The 19026-nt window shown below is 68.0% G+C and carries 23 protein-coding genes; 4 read left to right on the plus strand and 19 right to left on the minus strand.

The window, feature by feature from the left end:
* Nucleotides 1–5: 5 nt before the first annotated feature.
* From ACSE4D_RS13495 to ACSE4D_RS13560, 14 genes are all read right to left on the minus strand, one after another.
* A complete protein-coding gene (locus tag ACSE4D_RS13495; protein WP_205683351.1) occupies nucleotides 6–1442 on the minus strand; it encodes a conjugal transfer protein TrbL in 1437 nt (478 codons plus the stop codon).
* A gap of 41 nt (nucleotides 1443–1483) precedes the next feature.
* Nucleotides 1484–1810 carry a DUF6112 family protein gene (locus ACSE4D_RS13500; RefSeq protein ID WP_135540150.1) on the minus strand — a complete coding sequence of 109 codons (327 nt, stop codon included), beginning with the start codon at nucleotides 1808–1810 and terminating at the stop codon, nucleotides 1484–1486.
* A gap of 130 nt (nucleotides 1811–1940) precedes the next feature.
* Nucleotides 1941–2207, minus strand: a complete 267-nt coding sequence (locus ACSE4D_RS13505; protein WP_135540148.1) for a DUF6112 family protein — start codon at nucleotides 2205–2207, stop codon at nucleotides 1941–1943.
* Nucleotides 2207–3856 (minus strand): M23 family metallopeptidase, encoded by a 1650-nt coding sequence (locus tag ACSE4D_RS13510; RefSeq protein WP_135540146.1) that lies wholly within the window; start codon nucleotides 3854–3856, stop codon nucleotides 2207–2209. Before ACSE4D_RS13510 ends, ACSE4D_RS13505 begins: the two co-directional genes overlap by 1 nt.
* A gap of 23 nt (nucleotides 3857–3879) precedes the next feature.
* Entirely contained in the window at nucleotides 3880–4560 is a 681-nt protein-coding gene (locus tag ACSE4D_RS13515) for a hypothetical protein (RefSeq protein ID WP_135540144.1), read from the minus strand.
* 60 nt (nucleotides 4561–4620) lie between these two features.
* Nucleotides 4621–5709: a ParB N-terminal domain-containing protein gene (locus tag ACSE4D_RS13520; RefSeq protein WP_135540142.1), complete on the minus strand. Its 1089-nt coding sequence runs from the start codon at nucleotides 5707–5709 to the stop codon at nucleotides 4621–4623.
* Nucleotides 5710–5740: 31 nt separating this feature from the next.
* On the minus strand, nucleotides 5741–6610 hold the full coding sequence (locus ACSE4D_RS13525; RefSeq protein WP_135540140.1) for a hypothetical protein: 870 nt from the start codon (nucleotides 6608–6610) through the stop codon (nucleotides 5741–5743).
* Between the two features lie 101 nt (nucleotides 6611–6711).
* On the minus strand, nucleotides 6712–7101 hold the full coding sequence (locus tag ACSE4D_RS13530) for a hypothetical protein (protein WP_135540138.1): 390 nt from the start codon (nucleotides 7099–7101) through the stop codon (nucleotides 6712–6714).
* Complete coding sequence (locus ACSE4D_RS13535) at nucleotides 7082–7906, minus strand: DUF2637 domain-containing protein (RefSeq protein WP_205683350.1); 825 nt, start codon at nucleotides 7904–7906, stop codon at nucleotides 7082–7084. The genes ACSE4D_RS13530 and ACSE4D_RS13535 overlap by 20 nt, the downstream gene beginning before the upstream one ends.
* Nucleotides 7903–8796, minus strand: a complete 894-nt coding sequence (locus ACSE4D_RS13540) for a bifunctional DNA primase/polymerase (protein WP_135540447.1) — start codon at nucleotides 8794–8796, stop codon at nucleotides 7903–7905. The genes ACSE4D_RS13535 and ACSE4D_RS13540 overlap by 4 nt, the downstream gene beginning before the upstream one ends.
* 38 nt (nucleotides 8797–8834) lie before the next feature.
* Entirely contained in the window at nucleotides 8835–9929 is a 1095-nt protein-coding gene (locus ACSE4D_RS13545; RefSeq protein WP_135540136.1) for an ArdC-like ssDNA-binding domain-containing protein, read from the minus strand.
* Between the two features lie 262 nt (nucleotides 9930–10191).
* On the minus strand, nucleotides 10192–10365 hold the full coding sequence (locus ACSE4D_RS13550) for a hypothetical protein (RefSeq protein WP_167854426.1): 174 nt from the start codon (nucleotides 10363–10365) through the stop codon (nucleotides 10192–10194).
* Nucleotides 10366–10376: 11 nt separating this feature from the next.
* On the minus strand, nucleotides 10377–10880 hold the full coding sequence (locus tag ACSE4D_RS13555; protein WP_425119750.1) for a hypothetical protein: 504 nt from the start codon (nucleotides 10878–10880) through the stop codon (nucleotides 10377–10379).
* 66 nt (nucleotides 10881–10946) lie between these two features.
* Nucleotides 10947–11306, minus strand: coding sequence for a DNA cytosine methyltransferase (locus tag ACSE4D_RS13560; protein WP_240689843.1), 360 nt, complete (start codon nucleotides 11304–11306; stop codon nucleotides 10947–10949).
* 338 nt (nucleotides 11307–11644) lie between these two features.
* Between ACSE4D_RS13560 and ACSE4D_RS13565 the strand changes: the two genes are divergently transcribed.
* Nucleotides 11645–12331: a hypothetical protein gene (locus ACSE4D_RS13565; protein ID WP_135540131.1), complete on the plus strand. Its 687-nt coding sequence runs from the start codon at nucleotides 11645–11647 to the stop codon at nucleotides 12329–12331.
* On the opposite strand, the gene ACSE4D_RS13570 is transcribed toward ACSE4D_RS13565, so the two are convergent.
* The 5 genes from ACSE4D_RS13570 to ACSE4D_RS13590 form a co-directional block, all read right to left on the minus strand.
* On the minus strand, nucleotides 12264–13274 hold the full coding sequence (locus ACSE4D_RS13570; protein ID WP_135540129.1) for a helix-turn-helix domain-containing protein: 1011 nt from the start codon (nucleotides 13272–13274) through the stop codon (nucleotides 12264–12266). The genes ACSE4D_RS13565 and ACSE4D_RS13570 overlap by 68 nt on opposite strands.
* A 347-nt stretch (nucleotides 13275–13621) precedes the next feature.
* Nucleotides 13622–14425 carry an ABC transporter permease gene (locus ACSE4D_RS13575; protein WP_135540127.1) on the minus strand — a complete coding sequence of 268 codons (804 nt, stop codon included), beginning with the start codon at nucleotides 14423–14425 and terminating at the stop codon, nucleotides 13622–13624.
* The gene (locus tag ACSE4D_RS13580) at nucleotides 14422–15396 is read right to left on the minus strand and encodes an ATP-binding cassette domain-containing protein (protein ID WP_135540125.1); all 975 of its coding nucleotides are present in this window, start codon (nucleotides 15394–15396) and stop codon (nucleotides 14422–14424) included. Before ACSE4D_RS13580 ends, ACSE4D_RS13575 begins: the two co-directional genes overlap by 4 nt.
* Nucleotides 15397–15424: 28 nt before the next feature.
* Nucleotides 15425–16027: a histidine phosphatase family protein gene (locus ACSE4D_RS13585; RefSeq protein ID WP_135540123.1), complete on the minus strand. Its 603-nt coding sequence runs from the start codon at nucleotides 16025–16027 to the stop codon at nucleotides 15425–15427.
* Between the two features lie 64 nt (nucleotides 16028–16091).
* Nucleotides 16092–17249 carry a PEP/pyruvate-binding domain-containing protein gene (locus ACSE4D_RS13590; RefSeq protein WP_135540121.1) on the minus strand — a complete coding sequence of 386 codons (1158 nt, stop codon included), beginning with the start codon at nucleotides 17247–17249 and terminating at the stop codon, nucleotides 16092–16094.
* Nucleotides 17250–17308: 59 nt separating this feature from the next.
* Between ACSE4D_RS13590 and ACSE4D_RS13595 the strand changes: the two genes are divergently transcribed.
* From ACSE4D_RS13595 to ACSE4D_RS13605, 3 genes are read left to right on the plus strand one after another with little or no spacing between them, the layout of a single operon-like run.
* On the plus strand, nucleotides 17309–17704 hold the full coding sequence (locus ACSE4D_RS13595; protein WP_135540119.1) for a DNA-binding protein: 396 nt from the start codon (nucleotides 17309–17311) through the stop codon (nucleotides 17702–17704).
* Nucleotides 17701–18336: a transcriptional regulator gene (locus ACSE4D_RS13600; protein WP_135540117.1), complete on the plus strand. Its 636-nt coding sequence runs from the start codon at nucleotides 17701–17703 to the stop codon at nucleotides 18334–18336. Before ACSE4D_RS13595 ends, ACSE4D_RS13600 begins: the two co-directional genes overlap by 4 nt.
* A 10-nt stretch (nucleotides 18337–18346) precedes the next feature.
* Nucleotides 18347–18793 (plus strand): protein-tyrosine phosphatase family protein, encoded by a 447-nt coding sequence (locus ACSE4D_RS13605; protein ID WP_135540115.1) that lies wholly within the window; start codon nucleotides 18347–18349, stop codon nucleotides 18791–18793.
* Nucleotides 18794–19026: the final 233 nt, after the last annotated feature.

Here is a 19026-nt window from a genome sequence, read left to right on the forward strand (position 1 = left end):
AGGTCTCACTCCTTCCCGCCCGCCGGCGGCTTAGCGTCACCGCCGGCTGGAGGCGGGTTCGGGCCAGACGGGGCGTGGGGCTGCGGATTCTGATGCGGGGGCGCCTGCGAGGCAGGCGACCCACCGCTGCCGCCGCCACTGCTGTCGGTGTTCTGGTTGGCGCCGTCGGTGGCGGCCTCGGCCTGAGAGCCGACGGCCTTCCCGGCCTCCGGGCCGGCGGTGGCGGCCTTCTTGGCGACCTCCGCGCCGATCACCACGGCCGCGGCGGGTCCTGCTGCGGCCCCGGCTCCGGCGGCAGAACCACCAGCGCCCGCGCCCGCCCCTGCGCCGGCTCCCGCGCCGGCGCCGCCGCCGGGAGGTGGTGGGGTGCCGCCACCCCCTCCGCCACCGGGCGGGGGCGGGTTCCCGCCGCCTCCACCGCCGCCGGGTGGGGGCGGATCGTCACCGCCGCCTCCGCCTCCCTTGTTGTTGCCGTCGTCGAGGACCTTCTTCGGTCCGTCGCCCTGCGGCTTGGCGGGGACCGGCACCGGCCGGTTCATCGCGTTCTTGGCTTCTTGTTCGCTCCCCATGGCGTTGTAGAGGTCGAAGCCGAGGAACGCGATGACGCGGTATACCATGTACGGGGCGAACGCGGCGATCGCGAGCATCACGATCCCGGTGATCGGCTCGGTGATCGCGGTCAGGTCCGCCTCGATGGGGGTCGCCATCTGGGTGATCGCGATGAGGAACACCACGACCAGCACGAGCTTGCTGATGATCAGGGCGAGGACGAACGCGGCCCATTTGCCGATCCACCCGCGGGTGGCATCCCACGCCGCCCCCGCGAACGCCAAAGGCGCGAGCACGATGGCGATCAGCAGCAGCGCCTTTCTGATCAGCAAGCTGAACCAGACGATCGCGATCGCGGCGACCATCAGCCCGCCCAGGAAGATCGTGACGATCGCGCCGACGCCGGGGGCGGAGACGTTGATGGCGGTCAGCCCGGCGGCCAGCAGGATGATCTTGTCGCCCATCGACTCGGTGGTCTCCCCGGCGGCCTGGACGATCCCGGTGGTCAGCTGATCGGTGATCTCCAGTGCGAGGGCGGCCAGGGTGATGACCACGAACGATCCGAGCACGGCTTTCCCCGCCCCGAGTGCCGCCCGGCTCAGGGCGATGGGGTCTCGGCGGATCAGGCCGAGGATGAGCTGGAAGCAGAAGAAGATCAGGATGATGAACACCCCGATCCCGAACAGCAGGTTGTAGACGGACACGTAGCCGTCTTGGGTGACATCGACCATCGTGGTGGTGTCGAACACCGTCCACATCGCCTCCAGTAGCCAACCCGCCGCCCCGCCGACGGCTTGGGCGAACCAGTCGAACGGTGCAGAGATCAGCGACGCAGCGGCCTCACCGGCGGAATCGCAGACATTGGAGATGACGGGGATATCGCACAGCGCCATCGCAAACCTCCCTTACAGAGCAGGGTCGACGCGAGTCGGTTTCAGACGCTTTGGCCGACGTTCCAGAAGAAATTGATCAATGTGACGCTCGCGCCGCAGATCACCGCCGCACCGCAGGAGATCAGAACGCCGATCTTTCCCCTCCCGCTCAAATGCGGATTCGAGGAATTGGAGCCGAAACCCCACACGATCGCGGAGACGATCAATGCCAAGACGCTGAGAATCAGGCCGACGGTCATGATCGCGCCGACGATGGTGCGCAGTTGGTCGATTCCGGGTAGCCCCGAGTCATTGGGGTTGATGTCGATCTCGGCCGGGATGACCGGCACGAGGCTGGCGGCTTCGGTGACGAGGGTCAGGATGGTCATGGCAGGGCGCTCCTTTGTGGCTACGGCGAGAGAGGGGTTCTCGCGATCAGGTGCACCCGCCTTCCCAGACACGCAGAAGCGCCCGCCCCCGGCGAGCCGGGAAGGAGCGCGATGCCGCCAAGTGGCGGGGTCAGAGCTGCTGGCCGACGCCGATGAGCCAGTTCATCCACGCGACCCCGCCGCCGGCGAGGATCGCCGCCCCCAGGGCGACGAGCACGCCGGTGCGGGACTTGCCGGCGGCGGCGTAGTTCCCCGTCGAGGAGGCGATGGCCCAGATGATGCCCGATACGATGAGCATCAGCACCGCGATCACCAGCACGAACGTCAACAATGCTCCGATGACCTCTTCCAGGTCACCGATCCCGGCCAGGCCCTCGAAATCGGGGAAAACGCCCATCAGGAATCACCGCCCGAATCAGCGACGGTCACATGGAGGTGGTCTTCATGACGGGTCGTGATATCGGTGCCGTGGGCGTAGTCGCGCCACCCTTCCGAATCGCGGGCGAGGGACCAGATCTTGTCCTGCCAGATGAGATAGTCCACCCCGAGGGCCTCGGCATGGTCTTTCATCCAATTCGTGACCTCCCATCCGTATTCGAGCTGCTGTGGGGTGGGCATCTGGCCGATGGCATTGCCGAAAGCCAGGTCGCACGCCCGCCCGAGCGGATGCTCCGAGACCGTGCCGGGGCGGGGTGAGTAGCAGGCCCACGTCGTCTCGGGGAACGCCGCGGCCGTCTGCTCATACAGGTGGAGGGTGCGGCGGGTGATCTGCCCGTCCGTGGTCGGGTCATCGACCAGCTCGTCCGGGTTCTCGCCCTCGAACGGGTCCGGCTCGCCGCCCTGGCCGCCCTCGCCCTCTGGGTCGCAGCCGTTCTCGGGTGGGCCGACCTCGGCCTCGGGCAGATCGGCGGCGTCGTTGGCGTTGAGCCACTGCGCCGGGTCGATGTGCTCCCCGTCGGTGCCGCCGTCGCGGACCTCGAAATGCAGGTGGGGGCCGGTGGACATGCCCGAGCTGCCGACATCAGCGATGTGCTGCCCGGCCGTCACCTGGTCGCCGGCAGCGACATGGATGCCATCGGCCCAGGAATGGATGTACGCCGTCGCCACGGTCGCGCCGTCGATCTGGTGTTCGATGACGACCTGCCCGCCCCACTGGTCGGAGTATTCGGCGACGGTCACCGTTCCATCCGCGGCCGCCAGGATCGCGGTGCCGTCGGGGGCCGAGAAGTCCGTTCCCGTATGGAAGGACTGCTCCCCGGTGATCGGGTGGGTGCGCGGCCCGAACTCGTCGGTGAGCACCCAGGTGCCTTCCGGCAACGGGAACACCACCCGCGAGGACTCCGCCAACGGGTTCGCCGGCGCGGCCTGCGCGACCGGGGTGGCCGTGGCGGGACCGCCGGCGCCGGCGAGGGCGGCGATGATCTGTTCGGCGACGGGCTCGTAGTTGTCGTACCTGTCCGGGTACGCGGAGACTTCCACGCTCTGCGCCGCTTCGCCTTTGCCCATGTCCTGCCAACCGGGAATGTTCAGCAGACCGCGCGGCGAGGGATGATTCGGCCCGGTCGGGCCGCCGAAGAAGGCCTCCGCCTGGTAGGTCGTGTCCATGAGCTCTTCGACCGAGCCCCATCCGGCCTGTGGCCGCATCTGGAACAGGCCCAAGGAGTCGTTGTCGCTGCCGTCGCCGTCGTTGGGGTAATCCGCCGACTCCGGGTAGACGCTGGTGTTGGACAGCTGTCGCAGCGTCGATTCGGTCAGCGCCGCCATCAGCGCGATGATGATCCCGTCGCGCCCGACCCCCTCGATGCCCGAGCCGGTCTCGATGATCGTGGCCGCGTGGGTCAGCTGCTGCTGGTTCAGGGTGAACGTCTCCCCGTCGCGGGTTTCCACGTCGAGCTCGTCGGGGACCTCTCCGACGATGATGTTCCCGCCAGGGACGGTGCACGTCGCGGTGGCGGCGGGGTTCATCAGCAGCCCGATCCCCACCAGCGACATGAACGGTGCGGCGAGCACCAGCGCGAGCAGGGCGATGGCGAGCTTCTTCAACACGACGACACTCCTCTCCTTCCGGGTCAGCGCAGGGGGTTGTCCAGCTCGGACAGCCGCAGCAGATGGCAGGTGTCGTAGGCGGGCTCACAGATCACAAACACGGTGAACCTCACCTCGTGCTCGCTGGTGACGTCCTCGTCGTTCCAGACCCCGGCTCGGTGACGGACGCCCTCGATCGTGATCGCCGTGGTGCCCTGGGTCAGTTGCCCCGGTCGCGCCTGCGCCTCGGCGTCCGCCCACGCCTCGGGCACGAACGAGTCGGTGATCTCCAGGTGCTGGGTGGTGGCGTACTGGCGCAGATCGCCCCATGTCTCCCGCGTGGGCAGGTAGGTGGCGATATCGGAGGCCAGCCCGGCCTGCTCGGTGCCGGTCGGGTCGGCGACCTCCATCAGCACCGCGGTGTAGTCCAGCGGCATGAACCCCGCCCCGGTATCCCACGCGAACAACGCTTCGGCGACGTTGCGGGCGAACACGTCCGGGTCGCTGCTGGCTCGCACCGGGGCGATCCGCTCGGGATAGGCGGGAGGAGGCTCTGAGGGCGCGGTCGCCGCCGGCGCATCGTCGTCGTCGGAGGGCGGCCCGGTTCGTGGCCCCAAGATCAGCCCGTAGACGCCGATCCCGGCGAGGAGCAGGACGGTCAGACCGGCAGCCAGCAGCACGATCAGACGCTGACGTGAGTGAGAGTCGGCAGAGGTAGTCTTCATGCCGCCCAGGTGCACCGGCCCTACCCCACGCGACAGTGGCGCCGGGCGAGAGTCCGCGATCTAGAGGGCGCGAAGATGCCGCCGCGAGGGCACGGTCTCGCCTGTGGTCTCGGTCTCGGCAGTGGTCTCGGTCTCGACAGACCCGCCGCCGGGACCGGCATCGGTGCTGTCCTCGACGTGCCCTGCCTCGGCTTGTCCGGTGTCGGTGGTGAGGAGGGTGCGCAGGCGGGCGGCGAACGCGGCCGTGCCTTCGGCTACATCCAGGAAGATCGTGGCCTGCTCCTCTGTGAGCTCTCCGGCGAGCTCGCCTGCGTCGTAGTGGTTCCACCATCCGGTCAACGAGGTCCAGGTCTGCACGAACGCGGCCACCGGCCACCGCCCCGGCACCTGCGCGGGCACCGCGGAGCCGGGCTTCTTCCGAGGTTTGCCCTCTCCTGAGGTCGTGACGCGGGCGACGGCGTCGGCGGCCATCGCGTGCAGCTCGGCTTGCCGGGCCTGCTCAGCCTCCGCCGCCGCGGCGCGCACCCGCTGGTAGGCCGGGTCGACCGGCCCGCCGGCCTCGATCTGCGCCAGGGCGGCGGCTGCCTGCTCCCGCAGCGGCTCGGGCTGCTGCGGGTCGTCGGCGATGCGCTGGACCTGGCTGATCTTCTCCAACGTCGCATGCGAGGCACCGCCGGGGATCATCGCCGCCGCCTGCTCGCGAGCCTTGCCTGCCGGCCCGTTCGACGGTGGTGCAAATTTTGCACCACCGTCACTTCCGGGCTGATGATCGGCGCTGAACTGGGAGGCGGCCTGCCGCCGGGCGGCGTCTTCGGCCATCAACTGCTTGAGCTCCCGGTAGAGGGCGGCGGCCTCGAGCTGGGTCAGCGGCTTGCGGTGCAGGTTCTCGTCCTGCTCGGCCAGCAGGTGCCCGAGCCTGTCCGAGAGGCCCGAGCGCACCCAGACGCTCACCTTCCGCCAGCCCAGCCGGCGGATCGCCTCCAGCCGGCGCCGCCCGCACACCAGCACCCCCTCGGGGGTCACGGTGATCGGCTGCAACAGGCCGTGCTCGTGGATCGAGGCCGCCAGCGCCTCGATCTCGCCGAGGTCGGTGCGGTGTCGGGCACCGACCTGGATCGAATCGACCGTGCGTTCCAGCTCGATACCCATTACCGCTCACCCCCGATCCTTCCTTGTTGTGTTACTTCCGGCGCTTGGGCGCGGCCAGGCAGATCGTCAGCACGAGGTCGTCATCGCACAGCAGCATCGGCAGCGACTCGCCGATCAGCAGCCGCAGCAGCACACCCCGGCCCGCGCTGGTCGCCGCCAGCGCCGGGTGCGGGTTGCCCAGCAGCGCTTTGAGAAGCCCCGTCCACGACCGGCCTGGCAGATCGAGAAAGGCGCGGGCATGCTTGTCGCGGCGCAGGTTCTCGTAGGCGGTGTGCCTGGCCCCGGCTTTCGCCAGCGCTGCGCAGATGTGCTCCACCGACGCCCGCGCGGTTGCCGGCTCCCAGCCGAGCATCGTCACCAGAGCGATCGCGTCCTCCACCGCCGAGCCAGCCGAGACGCATGATCGCGCCGACGCTGCCTCGCCGTGGTCGGCCTGATCCTCGGGTGCGGGGTCGGTGACCTGGAACGCCGGGTGATACTCCGACAGCGGCGTCTCCCGATCCGAGATGCGCTCGGCGTCGTGGAACGCGGAGATGTGCGGACGGCGAGCCTGATGCGTCGAGCACAGCAGCCCTTGGGCGCGTTCCTCGGCGATGCAGGTGATTCGCACCGCGTGGGTGACCACGCCCCACGGATCGACGGCCTCGCGGGCGGAGCGGGTGCGCATCACATCGAACGCCGCGGACGCGGCCTCCCACGGGTCCAACCCGTGCTTGCGGGCCAGCGCGCCGTATTTCTCCGCGGCGAACCGCATCAGCTCCCGGGCGAGGGTGTCGTGCTCCCACGCACCCTCCCCGGCCTGGTGGAGCCGTCGCAGCAGGGCGCGCAACCCGGCGCTGGTCGTGTAGTCCTCACCGCCGCCCTCATCCGGGGCGCTGGCGGTCATCGTTGGGGTCGTCATGGTTCAGGCACCTCCTGGCGAGCAGGTGCACGACCCCGCCCCACCGCGCGAAGCGCGGCCTGCGAGATCGGCGGGCACGGTGGTCGTCATGGCCGGTCACCTCAGCTCATCCCGACCGGGCCGCGCCCGGCGCTGTCGTGACTGGTGCCGCGTCCGAACGCCGAGATCGGCGGCAGCTCCCGCGCACGGGAGGCCACGTCCTTGACGCCGCGGGCCAGCGGATCATGGGCCTTGTGGGCCAGATGGGCATCGAAGTCGATGGCCAGGCGCGAGATGACCCCGCTGCCACGGGCCAGCAGGTCCGAGGAGCGCAACCAATCGACCCCGCGGGCCTTCCGCTTCGCCGGATCAACAGCCTCCGCGTTGGGCTTGCGGTCGACGTCGGCGGCCTGGATCGCATCGGGTGCGCCCGTCGCCTCCACCGGGTCGGGCCGTGCCTCCTCAGGCGCCGGTGTGCGCCGGGCCGGATGCTCATACTCGTTGGGGTTCATGATCAGACTCCTTCTCCTTGTCTTCTTCCTTCGTGGTCTCCGGGCCGGGGGTCCGGGGGAACCAGCGGCCAACCGTCGAGGCGTGCACGCCGAGCTCGCGGGCGATCGCCTTGTTCGACCACCCCGCCTCACGCAGCGCCTCTGCCCGCTCCCGACGGCCCGGGCCGGCCCCCACCGGCTCCGACGGTTCAGGCGTCGGCGTCAGGGCGGGCTCATCCTGAGGTTGAGGCTGGGGCTGCGGTGTCTCTGGCTCGGTGCCGGCTGGCGCAACGCGCTCGGGCAGCTCCGGCGGCCGGACAGGATCGACCTGTGCGACGAGGCTCGCGCTCATCTCCTCGGTCAGCGCCGGACGCGGTGCGCGGGCCAGCGCGTCCGCCAGCGGTGTCGAGGCCTCGGGGGGCTTGGTGGAGCGGGTGAGGACGACGGTCAGATGCGTGGACGCCAGCAGCACCAGCGGCGGGACGGCCGCGACGGTCGCGGCCAGCAGGCCCGGCACGGACGCGGTGGCGGCCACGATCGCGTGGGCGGCGTTCGCAGTCACCGACACCAGCGCGCCGGCGATGAGCAGTGCCCACGGATACCAGGCCGAGCGGTGCCGGTCGAGGGCGACGACCGCGACGGTGGCGACGACGATCAGCCCATCGACCAGCAGCGGCCATATCCACGCCTGCCCCGCGTCGATGCCCGAGCGCACCGCCAGATCGGCCAGGGCGACGAAGCTCAGCCAGAACGCGCCGCCGCCGATCAGCACCGTGCCCGATGCCGCGGCGACCACCGCCCACCGGCGGCCCCAGAGCGCGTTCATCCCAGCCCCCTGCCCATCGACGCCGGCCTGTCTGCCTTGACGGGTGTGAGGAGGTCGCTGGCTGCCCCGGCCAATGGCGTCTCGGGGCCACGCGTTCCTCGGGGCCCGGTGGCGATGGTGCGGTAGGCCGACTGGACGGTGCGGGTGATCTCCCGCTCCCCGAAGTCAGGTTGCTCCACGCGGACGAACGCATCCAGTGCCTCGTCCTCGGGCACGTTGCCCTCGGCCAGACGGCACGCGGCCCAGAACAGTTTGAGATTCCGATCCGTGCTCTGTCCGCCCAACCATGACGCCATCCGCTGCGCATCTACCGGCGCCGCCCCATCCCGGCATACCCCCTTCGGGCGGGGCCGGGGCGGGGTCAGGAACTCGCGCAGGCGCTGCGCGTCCAGGGGCCGGCTGTCGGTCGGGGCGAAGGAGGTGGGGTGGTAGAGCACGCTCTCGCCGTCGATCCGGCGGCGCGAGGGCGGGACGATGATATAACCGCGATCCCCGCGGAAGTCGATCCCCGCTTTCCCGGCCTGCCACGATGGCTGCTCGCCGCTCCCGGCCGGGTAGTAGATGTGCAAGCCACCGGTCGGTGAGCGCACCATCGTCTCCCACCCGTTCACCAGCCCGGACCGGCGCGCTCGGCGCAGGGCGTCGTAGCCGTTGACGCCGTGCACATCGACGTCCATGACGACCACGCCGCTGCGGGCGCCGGTGGGCATCCCGATGTTCGCGGCCGGGAACCGCGACCACCACGCCTGCACCTGCGCCGTGTCCGCGGTCGCATCGTGGAACCCGCGCCGGGTGATCGGCTGCTTGCCCTCCGGCGCGCACGGGAACACCGGCACCCCCGCCTCAGCGAATGCCGCCGCGGCCCGCGGCAGCGTCCAGGAGGCATCCATCCGCGCCACCGCGGCAGTGAACCTGCTCCGGGCGGCCATCACAGCCCCCGCCCCTGGACACCAGACCGCTCGCGGCCGCGCTCGGGTTCAGGCAACGGCTCCACTCCTCGTTCTGGCGAGCGCTGCTCCGGGAGCTTGCGGTCCGGAATCTCGCGGGTCAGACCCGGCGGGGTGCCATCGGGCACCTGGGCGGTGTCGAGCTGGTCGAGAATCCCGGCGGCGGCCTTGCGCACTCGTTCCCCGGTGGCCTTGACGATCTCGACGGGCTCTTTGCCGTCGACGTTCACCGCCCACCCGGCCACGTACGGGATCGTGTACCCGGTGGTGTCCATTCCGTGGGCAGCGCCGATCATGAGCGCGACGGATTCGGCTTCGACCTCGGCGATCCCGCGGTGCTGGCGGGCGTCCTCTTGGTCGGGGTCGTGCAGCAGCACATGGGCAAGCTCGTGAGCCAGTGTCTTCACCTGTGCGGCGGGGTCCATGTTCTCGCGCACCGCGACCCACCGCTCGGTGAAGCTCGTCCGCCCGTTGGCGCCGTCGATCATGCCCTCATGCGGCACCCGCACCAGCTCGTACCCGGCGGCCTCCACCTGCCCGGCCAGCCCCTCCCAAAGCCCGTCCGGTGCCTCACCCTCCAGCAGGGCCGGCTCCGGCGGCTCGGGGATCGGGTCACCGGCGGTCTGCGAGACATCCCAGACGTAGGCCGGACGCACCCCGACCATCCGCGAGCGCACCACCTCGCCCGGCTTGGGCTTCTCGCCACGATTCAGCCGATACCACGAGGCGGGGTCCGAGGGGTTCGCAGAGGCGAACCTGCCGGTGACCGGAGCGAGGATCTGATACCCGCCCTGGCCCTTCTCGACCTGCCGGCCGAGTTGCTGCCACTGCTTGTATCCGGCGACATACGTGGGGAACGGCGAGGGCACGTTTCCGGCTTCGTAGTTGGCCCCGTGAGCCTCCCAGATGAGCATCACGTTGTTGAACGAGCGCGACCGGAACCTCGCGGCGAACGTCAGCGCATCGGCCCAGTCCTCACCCGTGACCAGCTGCTCGACCGCGCCGGTCAGCTTCTCGTGGAGCTCGTCGAGCTTCGCCTCCCGCGCCTGGCGGGCCTCCTCCTGCCTCGTCGCCATCGTGCAGCCTCCTCCCGGTAGGCCAGCCACCAGGAGCGGTGGCTGGCCCTGCACCTGCGAGGTGAGTCAGGCGTACCCGGCGAGTCGAGACGGTCAGCGAACAACAAGATCGGTAGGTTGGCCATCAGGAACAACGGCTGCACCTGACCCTTGGACAATCCGGCCTACCAGCCCTCCGGGCGCCGCAGTGACGGAGCCCGGAGATGGGGTCTTGAAGGCTGGTGGCGACGTCCTGAACCTGGGCAGCCCTCGGCGTCCGGCGTCATTCGCCCTCGGGTGTCAGCGCCTGGATCGCGGTCAGCGCTTGGAGCGGCAGCACCCCGTTGCCCAGCGCGGTGATCTGCTGATTCGGTGTCAGTTCGTGCTCGGGGCCCGTGACCCAGGCCGACGGCAAGCCCATGAACCATTCCACGAACTCCGGCGCTGGACGCGGCATCTGCTCCTTGGTCACGAGCGCTGGCGCGGGGACGCATCGTCCGGTGATGTGCTCCCACCGGGCGATGGCGTAGGCGTATCGCCCCCATCGGCGAAGATGCTCTCGATCAACGCGAACAGGGTCTCCGACTCGTTCCGCCTGGCCGGCGAGCCATCCGGCCGGTGCAGGGCGAAGTCGATGATCTGATGCGACAGGGCGATCGTGCCCCGCCGCGCTCGCACCTGGTCCAGGCTCTCCCCGCCCCGCGAGGAGTCCGAGGCCAGCGGCGTCCGAAACAGCGCCGTCACGGTAGGCGAGGATGAAGACCCGGAAGCGATTGTGCGCAGCGCCGACGCGGGAAGCCGGTAGGCCGAGCCATCGTGCATGAAGCCCGAGGTCGGCCAAATCCCCGAGAACGGCGCCGAGCGCCCGAAGAGGTCGAGCTGACTGGTCTCCCACACCCCATCGGTCGGATTCCAGATTGCGAAGGGTTGCGGTTGCGTCCTGCACGGTTGCGTCTGCGGGGTTGCGTTCATCGGGGGTTGCTCCTTGCATCTCGGGACGGGCCGCGCGGGCAGACAGCAGCCCGCGCACGTTCTCGATCACCACGAACCGGGTTGCAGCGCCTCGATCGCCTCAGCCATGAACGACCACAGCCCCGAGCGGGTGCCGGGCGCGAGACCGGCCATCTTCCCGACCGTCGAGATGTCCTGGCACGGGAACCCTCCCGAGAGCACATCGACCGGTGCGACCTCGCTCCAGTCCACGTCGGTGATGTCTCCCAGGTTCGGGGCATCCGGCCAGTGGTGGGCGAAGACGCCAGCGACGGGGTCGTTGAGCTCGGAGAACCAGACCGTCTCCGCGTCGAAGCAGTGCTCGGCGGCGAGGTCGAGACCGCCGTACCCGCTGAACAGCGAACCGATCTTCCAGCGTCGGCGGGCAGGGGTGGCAGCGTGAGGCATGAGGGCTCCGGCAGGTCGGTGGAGACCCGGCACCAGGCCCCGCGCGGAGCCCCACGCCGGGAGAACACCTGCCAGGTGCACGCATCCCCGAATCCGCCGGCCCAGCGCCAGCGCGCCGCGCCTCAGCAGCCCAGCGACACCGCCCCGCGCACCCCGAAGGCCGGCCCGCACCGACCTTCCAGACGTGCTCGACCAGCACCCCTCCACGAGGGATCACACCTCTTGCAGATCGCGGGAAACCTAGGTTGACACGGTGCAGTCTGGTCGGGAGGGAGCCGATCACCTGGGTGTCGAAGGGTCGTGCCGGCACGCGTCGTGCGGGCGTAGAGGAGACCGTCATGGCGGAGCAGATGATGCTCGTGTTGGCCGAGGACGAGCGGAGCGCGGTGGCTCAGGAGCTGCGCCGTTACGGGAACTACCGCGAGGACATCGGCGCCGACCTCTGGGACTCGCACGTCCTCCCCGAGCCGGGCGAACCCGACCCAGCGGGCATCACGCCGCAGGTGGAGAAGATGATCGACGGTCACATCACTGTCGGCGAGGACTGCGCATCTCTCGCCGCCGCGTTCGAGAGCACCGCTCCGGTTCTGCTGACCCTTCCGAGCATCCAGCTCATCGAAGACGCCCTGTCAGAGGCTTACCCCGATGGCCTTTCCCCTGAGGTCGCGCGCACGGCGATGTTCTGCCGCATCGCGCACCGCCGCCTGACCCAGGCTTCTGCCGCGGATGCGCTGGACGAGGCCGTTGCGGTCAATGCGGAGATGCAACCCGTCGCAACCGCGCCGGCTGAAGCGGCGCTTGCGCAACGACTGGAAGAAGTGAACGCCACACTCAGCCAGCAGCTCGTGCAACTGCACGGCAGCCAGGAGAGCTTGAACGAGCGCGTTACGGCGCAGCAGCGTCAAATCGAGCAGTTGCGCAACCAGGGCGGGAAGCGCAGACGGCTCCCGAACCCGTTCAGCTCGACCTTCGATTCTGGACAGTCTCGACGCCCGAGTGGGACAGGCCTGGGACGCACGCTGTAGTCGAACCGGCGATGCCGCGGGGCTGGTCGTGATGGCGGCGGTACTGCGTAGCCAGCATGATCCGGTAGCGGCTCGGGGTCAGGCCTGTCGCCTGTCGGAAGGCTTCGGAGGCGCGGTTGCGTGACTGCCATCCGACTTTGCGGCCCGCCTGCTCGATCGTCAGATCGGTCTCCCGCAGCAGCCGCGCCATCTCCTCGACCCGCAGCATCGTCAGATACGCCAGCGGTGTCTTCCCGTAGGCGTCGGTGAACACCCGTGCGACCTGCTTGGTGGATAGATGCACCATCTCGGAGAGATCATCCAGCGTCCAGGGGTTGGCGATCGCGCCGCTGAGCGCGGCACGCACCATGTCGGCCTCCGCCCGTGTCGGGGCGAAGCGCCGCACTCGCGGATGCACCGGCAGGCTCCGCGCCCGCTGCGAGGGCGAGACCCGATGGTCGGTCACTCGGATGTGCGGGGCGATGCGATCCATCACGTTGAACCAGAGTGCCTGCATCCGATGGAACCGGGCGTGCGCGTCATCGAGGCTGAGCCCGACAAGCTCATCCAGCCACGGCATGAGCAGCCCCGCGTGCTGCTCGCCGAGGCGGATGATCTGCGCCGGCTCGGTGAAGGTCTCCTTGACGAACACCGGCGCATCCAGCCGGTCGTAGACGATGCCGGCGTACTGCCAGAACGCCTGATCGATCACATAGTCCGTGTCCGCGTAGATCGTGGTGACCGTGATGTGACCTTCGGGCTCGGAACCGCAGAGGACGTTCGGTCCGAGCAGGATCACGTCGCCGGGGCGCACCGGCTTCTGCCCGAACTCACTGAACAAGATCGCTGATCCATCTCTGACAATGATGACCTTCACGCAGTCATACGCCAGCGGCCCGATAGGGCGATGGATCGTGTGAGTGCGCGCCAGCAGAGGCTGGAAGCCGTTACCTCCGGCTTTCATCCGACTGCCTGTAAGTCATGCAGACCTCTGTCAACGGCGTCTCTCCGATGGCAGATCGCGTAGCTGAGCCAGAAAGCACGAGATGGTGTCGGACAGTTCTCGCTCAGCATCGGTGGTCACCAAAGGCGGCACGGGTCCAACGATCGCTGTGGACTTCTTCCTCTTGTCCATAATCAAGGAAGTCGCCAGTCAAGAGCTGCTGGCTTTGTGACTCCGCAGAACCCCGTACATCCAGAAGTTTGAGATCGGTGACGAGTCTGGCGCGGCGGTGGGTCGGGCGACTGGTAAGGGTGAGTGCTTGTCGGCTATGGCCCGCAGCGCAGCCGGGTGAGGTAACGGTGCGACTATCAACGTTTGCGGTTGTAAGCAGCGATCGCCAGCGGGCAGAAAGCGATCAAGATTCCAGCCGACCAGAGGATGGTCTGGATGATCGAGTTTCCAGTCGGCACACCGGCCAGCAGTGCTCGGGCAGCGTCCATCGCGTGAGTAACGGGGTTGACGTTCGCCCAGGCTTGGAGCCATTCAGGGAGCGTGTCAATGGGGGCCGCGAGACTGGAACCGAGCATGAGTGGGATGAAGACGATGAACGCGAACGCCATGACTGCGCCCTCGTCTTTGACCAGCACCCCGAGGAACACCGTCACCCAACTCAGGCAGAATCCGAACGCGAGCACGAGCGCGACTGCAGCCAAGGCTGATCCGGTATCCGTCTGGACGCGGAAGCCCATGAGGTAGCCGATACCGAACAGCAAAGCGATGGCGATGACGTAGCGCACCATGTCTGCCATGATCGACCCGAGCAGTGGTGCTGATCGTCCAATGGGCAGGCTGCGGAATCGGTCGAAGACGCCTTTCTTCATGTCGATGTTGATGCTCAGGCCGCTGGACAGCATCCCTGAGAGTCCTGCGCCCATGACCACGATTCCGGGGAAGAGATAGAGCAGGTAGTCGTCGGTGGAGCCTGCTACTGAGCCGCCGAACAGGTAGACGAACAGCAGCAGGAAGATCGCTGGTGTGACGACTCCGTTGACCAGTGCGCCGGGGTTCCTGGCGGACTTGGCCAGGCTCCGGCGGGCCAGGATCAGGCTGTGCCGTAGTAGCCCCGCTGGGCGTCTCTCAGAACTGGTGGCTGTGATGGAGACGGTGCTCATGCGTGGCTCCTTTCGGCCTCGTCGGTCTTGCCGCTGGTGGCGGGTGCGCCGGTCAGGGTGAAGAACACTTCGTCAAGGCTGGGGAGCCGTAACGCGAACTCGGCAACCTCGATGCTCTCCGCTTCGAAGCGGCGGGCGATGTCGAACATCGCCCGGTCACTGTCCACTGGCGCGACCAACTCTTGTTGAGCGGCGTGCTCGACCGGGTGGCCGGACACGGCGGCGAGGATGGCAGCGGCTTTCTCCACGTCTACGGGATTCTTGGGGCGAATGGCGATGGCCTGCCCACCGACGATCTGCTTGAGTTCAGGCGGGGTGCCGTGGGCGATCACGCGCCCGTGGTCGATCACGCTTATCTCGTCGGCCAGCGCGTCGGCTTCTTCGAGGTACTGCGTCGTCAGGAGGACGCTGACGCCATCCGTGGTGAGTTCGCGGATGATCCGCCACAGTTCTTCGCGTTTGCCGGGGTCGAGGCCGACCGAGGGTTCATCGAGGAACACGACGCGAGGATGACCGACCAGGCTTGCCGCCAGATCGAGGCGTCGGCGCATCCCACCGGAGTAGGTAGCCACGGGCTTTCCCGCGGCCTCCGTCAGGCCGAAACGATCCAACAGCGCGTCTGCTCGGCGGGCGGCCTCGGGTTTGCGCAGGTCGAGCAGACTCCCGATCAGGATCAGGTTGCCTACTCCTGTGAGTTCTTCGTCCAGCGTCGCGTACTGGCCGGTCAAACCGATGATCCGTCGCACCTTGGCCGCGTCGCGGGTTACGTCCATGCCGCCGACTCTGGCGGTTCCGGCATCGAGGCCGGTCAGGGTCGCCAAGATGCGGATCGCCGTTGTTTTCCCGGCCCCGTTCGGGCCGAGGACGCCGAGAACGGTTCCAGGGCGGGCACGCAGATCCACGCCGTCCAGCGCAGTGTGCTTGCCATACCGCTTCACCAGCCCCTCGGCCTCGATTACATAGTCACTCACTCGAATCTCCTTGTCTTTCTCGCGGCGTTCAGGGGCGCAGCGTCTTGGGGAAACCCGTCCATTGCAGTTCGGGGCGAAGGTGGCTCATGTCGTTGAACATGGTGATGCTCGGCGGCAGCTCGGGCCGGTTCTCGATCACGGTCAGAGCGGCGTTGGCGCTGCTGAGGCCGAGCCACCGCACCGCCGGTGCGTCCAGGGCATGACGGATGAGCCACGCGATCGGGTAGGCATGGGTGATGAGCACTTCGTGCGCATCGTCGTCGCCCTCGGGCGGTGTGGCGAATCTCGCGGTGAGGCTCCGGGCGATCTTGTGCCCGGCCTCGGCCTCGTTGGTGTCGTAGCCGTCGAAGAACGGCACCCACGACGGTGGAGTCTCTTCCGGTGTGGGCACGTAGGGTACGTGGTCGATCAGCTCGGGTGCTCCGCTGACGGGCGCAGTGCCAGTGAGGAAGATGTTGAGTTGTTGGGCGCTATCGGCGGCTCGTGGCAAAGGCGAGTGGTACACGGCGTCGATGGGAAGATGCGCCAATCGCTGACCCAGCAGGCGGGCCTGTTCGTGCCCGGTGTCAGTGAGGTTGCCGAACGCGTCGGCGTCACCGTGCCGGGCAATGTAGAGATACCTGGTTGCCATGAGTGGGTCGGGAGCATCATGACGATGCTCCCGCTCTCCTTTCAGTCGGGGGTAGGGTTTGGGGTCAAAGAACGGTCACAGTTCCGGCTGTCCCGTCAAGCGTGATTCGGTCACCGTTCTCGATATGGGCAGTGGCGCCGTCGATGCCGAGCACGGCAGGGATGCCGTACTCGCGGGCGACGATCGCGGCGTGCGAGAGCGCGCCGCCGGTCTCGGTGACGACCCCGGCGGCGACAGTGAACAGCGGCGTCCAAGCGGGACCGGTGTACGGGCAGATCACGATGTCACCCGCGCGGACAGTCGGGAAGTCCGAAGGCCCGCGCACGACACGAGCCGCCGCGGTGACGGTTCCGTGAGCACCCGGAGTGCCGCTCAGCACCCCGGCCTGATCGGACGAATCATGAACCTTGCGGGCCGGAAGCGCGGCGGTGATCGGACGTGCTTGAAGAATCCAGACAGTGCCGTCAGCAACCGCCCATTCAACGTCTTGCGGCCCGCCAAGCGCAGTCGCGATCCAGCCCAGGTCGGCCAAGGCTGTGACCGTGGCGTCGTCCAGGGTGCGCGCGGATTGCCGGTCGGGGGCGACGGCACTGGTCGCGACACCGCCGTGCTCGTGATCCAGGTCGACACGGGTCTGCTTGCTTCCCGCCGAGAAGCCGACGATCCCGTCCGGGGTGACCTCGTAGGCGTCGGGGGCGACGGTACCGCCCACGACTGGCAGACCCAGCCCCCAAGACGCTTCGATCCGCGTCGGCTCATCGGCGTGCTGAGGGGTGAACATGACTCCTGAGACATCGGCCTCGATGACCGGCTGCACGAGCACTGACATGCCCGAAGCCTGCGGCGACGTGTCACCTGAGCGAGTCCAGTAGTCGCCCACTCGCGTGGCGCGGGCCGAAGCCCAGCAGGTCGCGACCGCCTGGCACACATCGTCTGCGCCGCGCACGCCGAGGACGGTCTCGTACTGGCCCGCGGCCGACGCCTCTGCGCTGTCCTCGTCCGTCGCCGATGACCTCACGGCCACCACAGGGTCGCCCATCCGCGCCAGTTCACGGGCAACCGCATCGCGCAACGAGCGCCCGACCTCGATGCCGGTCCGCTGGATGCCGCTCGGCACGACGAACCCATCGGGTACCGGCAGCCCCGCGCGCAGCAGCACTCCGAGCGTCGCCGCTTTCCCGCCCGTGTCCGTCCGGCTCGCCTCGGAGAGCGTTGTGAGCATCACACCACCAATCAATGAAGTATTGACAACAGTGTGTTGATCGTAGCAGGATGGGTGGCATGGAACGCAAGCACGACCTCGAACGACCCGGCCCCGCCGACCATGCGCAGGCCGAGCGTGAGCGCAACGCCCAAGGCATGCTTCTCGACAAAGGTGCAGACCAGTTGGAGCCGCGGCCGTGGCGACCTGAACCGGCTCCGCCGTCAGCGGTCGAGCTGACGCAGTACGCCCTGTGGCGTTCATCCGAACTGACCCCGGATGAACTCCTGGGAGCGCTCTCGTTGCTCCCGGCCGCTCGCGCCGAGGTTGAGAGCGTGGAGATCGGTCTGCTCTTCGCAGCTCGCAACGAGGGGCTGACCTGGGCGCAGATCGCCGAGGCGATGGGCTTCCGCTCGCCACAGGCGTGCCAGCAGTACGTCAACCGCCTTAGCGCCCGGCAGGACAAGCGAATATGACCCATCATTCCGCGGCATCACTACTCGTGCTGCACGCCGTGCGGCTCGTGGGGTTCGCCGACAGCGAAGCGGTTGCCGAGCGTGCAGGAACGAGCCACGCCGACGCGCTGCGCCAGTTGAGCGTCGCGGAACATGCGGGGTGGGTGCAGCACGTCGCGTTCGCCGACCTCGATGGGTGGTCGCTCACCGACTTTGGCAAGGCGGAGAACGAGCGCCAACTCGCGGCAGAGCGCGTGAGCGCCGACCCCGATGGCGTAGTTGCGTCCACCTACCGGGTCTTCCTCCCGCTCAACGCTCGCTTGTTGCGAGCGGTCACCGACTGGCAGATCAAACCGACCGAAACGCATCAGTTCGCGCCCAATGATCATTTCGATCGCGCATGGGATGGGCGGGTTCTCGAAGAACTGACGGCCCTCGGAACGGAACTTGCTCCTTTGATCGAGAATCTATCTGCCGTTCTCGCAAGGTTCGACGGCTACGTCGCGCGGTACGAGTTGGCGTTACGCAGGGCCATGAGCGGGGAACTTGACTGGATCGACAAGACCGACATCGACTCCTGCCACCGCGTCTGGTTCCAACTCCACGAAGACCTCGTCGCAACCCTCTGTATCGACCGACGAAATGAAGCATAGGCACCGCGACATGAACGCGATCGAGACATGGGAAACCGGTAACGGCGTGGTTGAGTTTCCCGATGGCCGCCGGGTTCGAGGGCGTGGCCTACTCGCGCCGCTTCCCAACGGACTCGATCCTCAGTTCGGGTTCTATCTCCTGGGACGCGCCCCGCGTATCGATCTCTGGCCACACCGCTGGGTTCTATGGCAGGACTTCTCCCTCCCGACCTCCACGGCTGACGCCGTCGCAGCACTCCATGAGGCGTACGAACGAGCCGCAATCGAACGGGTCGAGATCGCCTGCGACGGCGGCATAGGCCGAACGGGAACGGCCTTAGCCGCGCTCGCCATCATCGGTGGGGTACCCGCCAATGCCGCCGTGGCCTGGGTAAGAAAGAACTACCATCCGCAAGCGGTGGAAACCCCGGAACAACGACGCTGGATCGGCAACGTCTCCTCGCAATTGAGAACATAATCACTACTCATTTCTGCTTTCATCATGGCGACAGCAAAGGCGAACGACCCCGATTAACATAATGCGATCGATACTGAACCGTCTATACACAGAGAAAGACACCCCGTAGTCCTGCAAAAGTACGAGCGTCCTGATTGGCCTGATTCTGCGCTGCTCAGCCTACTCGGATGCGGACTTACCGCTTCCAGGAGGCGGCTTGAGCGAGGTCGAGCCGAGTCCGTGCCAGTAGCTGT

This window comes from Brevibacterium sp. FAM 27836, assembly GCF_051351055.1.
Lineage (GTDB): Bacteria > Actinomycetota > Actinomycetes > Actinomycetales > Brevibacteriaceae > Brevibacterium.

What these genes read in the sequence shown, in the direction of transcription:
- ACSE4D_RS13530 (WP_135540138.1), bottom strand. Translation starts at nt 7,101, where the DNA reads ATGAACCCCAACGAGTATGAGCATCCGGCCCGGCGCACACCGGCGCCT.
- ACSE4D_RS13540 (WP_135540447.1), bottom strand. Translation starts at nt 8,796, where the DNA reads ATGGATGCCTCCTGGACGCTGCCGCGGGCCGCGGCGGCATTCGCTGAG.
- ACSE4D_RS13605 (WP_135540115.1), top strand. Translation starts at nt 18,347, where the DNA reads ATGAACGCGATCGAGACATGGGAAACCGGTAACGGCGTGGTTGAGTTT.
- ACSE4D_RS13590 (WP_135540121.1), bottom strand. Translation starts at nt 17,249, where the DNA reads ATGCTCACAACGCTCTCCGAGGCGAGCCGGACGGACACGGGCGGGAAA.
- ACSE4D_RS13585 (WP_135540123.1), bottom strand. Translation starts at nt 16,027, where the DNA reads ATGGCAACCAGGTATCTCTACATTGCCCGGCACGGTGACGCCGACGCG.
- ACSE4D_RS13535 (WP_205683350.1), bottom strand. Translation starts at nt 7,906, where the DNA reads ATGAACGCGCTCTGGGGCCGCCGGTGGGCGGTGGTCGCCGCGGCATCG.
- ACSE4D_RS13600 (WP_135540117.1), top strand. Translation starts at nt 17,701, where the DNA reads ATGACCCATCATTCCGCGGCATCACTACTCGTGCTGCACGCCGTGCGG.
- ACSE4D_RS13515 (WP_135540144.1), bottom strand. Translation starts at nt 4,560, where the DNA reads ATGAAGACTACCTCTGCCGACTCTCACTCACGTCAGCGTCTGATCGTG.
- ACSE4D_RS13525 (WP_135540140.1), bottom strand. Translation starts at nt 6,610, where the DNA reads ATGACGACCCCAACGATGACCGCCAGCGCCCCGGATGAGGGCGGCGGT.
- ACSE4D_RS13550 (WP_167854426.1), bottom strand. Translation starts at nt 10,365, where the DNA reads ATGCCGCGTCCAGCGCCGGAGTTCGTGGAATGGTTCATGGGCTTGCCG.
- ACSE4D_RS13495 (WP_205683351.1), bottom strand. Translation starts at nt 1,442, where the DNA reads ATGGCGCTGTGCGATATCCCCGTCATCTCCAATGTCTGCGATTCCGCC.
- ACSE4D_RS13555 (WP_425119750.1), bottom strand. Translation starts at nt 10,880, where the DNA reads ATGAACGCAACCCCGCAGACGCAACCGTGCAGGACGCAACCGCAACCC.
- ACSE4D_RS13520 (WP_135540142.1), bottom strand. Translation starts at nt 5,709, where the DNA reads ATGGGTATCGAGCTGGAACGCACGGTCGATTCGATCCAGGTCGGTGCC.
- ACSE4D_RS13505 (WP_135540148.1), bottom strand. Translation starts at nt 2,207, where the DNA reads ATGGGCGTTTTCCCCGATTTCGAGGGCCTGGCCGGGATCGGTGACCTG.
- ACSE4D_RS13595 (WP_135540119.1), top strand. Translation starts at nt 17,309, where the DNA reads ATGGAACGCAAGCACGACCTCGAACGACCCGGCCCCGCCGACCATGCG.
- ACSE4D_RS13570 (WP_135540129.1), bottom strand. Translation starts at nt 13,274, where the DNA reads ATGAAAGCCGGAGGTAACGGCTTCCAGCCTCTGCTGGCGCGCACTCAC.
- ACSE4D_RS13545 (WP_135540136.1), bottom strand. Translation starts at nt 9,929, where the DNA reads ATGGCGACGAGGCAGGAGGAGGCCCGCCAGGCGCGGGAGGCGAAGCTC.
- ACSE4D_RS13575 (WP_135540127.1), bottom strand. Translation starts at nt 14,425, where the DNA reads ATGAGCACCGTCTCCATCACAGCCACCAGTTCTGAGAGACGCCCAGCG.
- ACSE4D_RS13565 (WP_135540131.1), top strand. Translation starts at nt 11,645, where the DNA reads ATGGCGGAGCAGATGATGCTCGTGTTGGCCGAGGACGAGCGGAGCGCG.
- ACSE4D_RS13500 (WP_135540150.1), bottom strand. Translation starts at nt 1,810, where the DNA reads ATGACCATCCTGACCCTCGTCACCGAAGCCGCCAGCCTCGTGCCGGTC.
- ACSE4D_RS13560 (WP_240689843.1), bottom strand. Translation starts at nt 11,306, where the DNA reads ATGCCTCACGCTGCCACCCCTGCCCGCCGACGCTGGAAGATCGGTTCG.